This is a genomic window from Ramlibacter sp. (assembly GCF_013697775.1).
GTDB lineage: Bacteria > Pseudomonadota > Gammaproteobacteria > Burkholderiales > Burkholderiaceae_C > Ramlibacter.
The window spans coordinates 1-2,069 of record NZ_JACCWG010000213.1; the positions used below are offsets into that span (position 1 = coordinate 1).

2 protein-coding genes are annotated in these 2,069 nt (G+C 70.3%); one reads left to right on the forward strand and one right to left on the reverse strand.

Annotated features, from left to right (window positions below):
• On the forward strand, positions 1 to 1,392 hold a 1,392-nt coding region (amt, locus tag H0U68_RS10580; protein WP_296355334.1), incomplete at its 5' end, for an ammonium transporter.
• Between the two features lie 80 nt (positions 1,393 to 1,472).
• On the opposite strand, the gene H0U68_RS10585 is transcribed toward amt, so the two are convergent.
• Positions 1,473 to 2,069: LysR substrate-binding domain-containing protein (locus tag H0U68_RS10585; RefSeq protein WP_296355335.1), on the reverse strand; the 597-nt coding region annotated here is incomplete at its 5' end.

Below are 2,069 nucleotides of genomic sequence, written 5' to 3' on the forward strand. Positions count from 1 at the left end.
GCTGCAACCGCTGCGCCTGCCGCCGCAGCCGCCTCCGCGGCACCGGCCGCTGCCGCCGCCGCACCCGCGCCCGTTCCCAACAAGGGCGACACCGCCTGGATGACGGTTTCCACCTTGCTGGTGATCCTGATGACGCTGCCCGGCCTGGCGCTGTTCTACGGCGGCCTGGTGCGCAGCAAGAACATGCTGTCTGTGCTGATGCAGGTGTTCGTGGTCACCGCGCTGATCTACGTGCTGTGGGCCATCTACGGCTACAGCCTGGCCTTCACCGGCGGCAGTCCGTTCATCGGCGGGCTGGACAAGATATTCCTGAAGGGCATCACGCCGGATTCCGTGGCCGCCACCTTCAGCAAGGGCGTGGTCATTCCCGAGCTCACCTTCATGACCTTCCAGGCCACTTTCGCGGCCATCACCTGCGCGCTGATCGTCGGCGCCTTCGCCGAGCGCATCAAGTTCTCGGCGGTGCTGCTGTTCGTGGTGATCTGGTTCACCTTCAGCTACCTGCCGATGGCGCACATGGTCTGGTACTGGGACGGCCCGGACGCGATCAAGGACGCCAAGACGCTGGAAACCGTGACCGCCGCGGCCGGCTGGCTGTGGGCCAAGGGCGCGCTCGATTTCGCGGGCGGCACCGTGGTGCACATCAACGCCGGCATCGCCGGCCTGGTGGGCGCCTACGTGACCGGCAAGCGCCTGGGCTACGGCAAGGAGGCGCTGGCGCCGCACAGCCTGACCCTGACGATGGTCGGCGCCTCGCTGCTGTGGGTGGGCTGGTTCGGCTTCAACGCCGGCTCCAACCTGGAAGCCAACGGCGTCGCCGCGCTGGCCTTTGCCAACACGCTGTTCGCCACCGCGGCGGCCACGCTGTCGTGGATCGGCGGCGAGGCGCTGTCCAAGGGCAAGGCGTCCATGCTGGGCGCGGCCTCCGGCGCCGTCGCGGGCCTGGTGGCCATCACGCCGGCCTGCGGTTTCGTCGGTCCGATGGGCTCGATCGTGATCGGCCTGCTGGCCGGCCTGGTCTGCCTGTGGGGCGTCAATGGCCTGAAGCGCCTGCTGGGCGCCGACGACTCGCTGGACGTGTTCGGCGTGCACGGCGTGGGCGGCATCCTGGGTGCGCTGCTGACCGGCGTGTTCGCCTCGCCGTCGCTCGGCGGCACCGGCATCTGCAACTACGTCACCAACAAGTGCGGCGACGCGGCCGACTTCCCCGGCATCGCCGCGCAGGTGTGGATCCAGCTGCAAGGCGTGCTGACCACCGTCGTGTGGTCCGGCGTGGTCGCCTTCGTCGCCTACAAAATCGTCGACCTCGTGATCGGCCTGCGCGTGAGCGAAGAGGACGAGCGCGAAGGCCTGGACATCAGCAGCCACGGCGAGACCGCCTACAACCGCTAAACCGCGGCTGCAAACCAAGCAAGTCTCCCTGGGAAACCATTCGGCCCGCTTCGGCGGGCCGCTTTTTTGGGGGCCGATGCTCAGGCGCCGATCTCGCGCAGCAGCCAGGCCTGCACGTCCTTCAGCCGGTCGGCGGCGCGTGCGTCGCGGCAGGTGAGGTAGTAGCCGCGCCCGCTGGGCACGGCGCGCGCGAACGGCATCGCCAGCACGCCGTCGGCCAGGCTCTCGGCCAGCATGGCCGTGTCGGCGATGGCCACGCCCTGGCCGCGCGTGGCGGCCGAGAGCGCCAGGTCCAGCGTGTCGAACACCTGGCCGCTCGCATGCGACACGCCGCGCGCGCGGGCGCCGGCGAGCCACTGCTTCCATTCGCGGCGCTCGGGGCCGGGGTGCAGCAAGGCGGCCTGCGCCAGGTCGCACAGCTTCTTCAACCGCCTGGCCATGGCCGGCGAGCACATCGGCGCCAGTCGCTCGCGCATCAGCGGCACCTTCACGATACCCGGCCAGCGGCCGCTGCCGTAGGCGACGATGGCGTCCACGTCGGATCGGCTGAAGTCGGGCGCATCGGTCCAGTTGGTGGCGATGCGCAAGTCGAGGTCCGGCAGCGCCGCGCGCAGGCGCGGCAGCCGGGGCAGCAGCCAGCGCGAGGCCAGCGTCGGCGGCAGCTGCAGCGTCAGCAC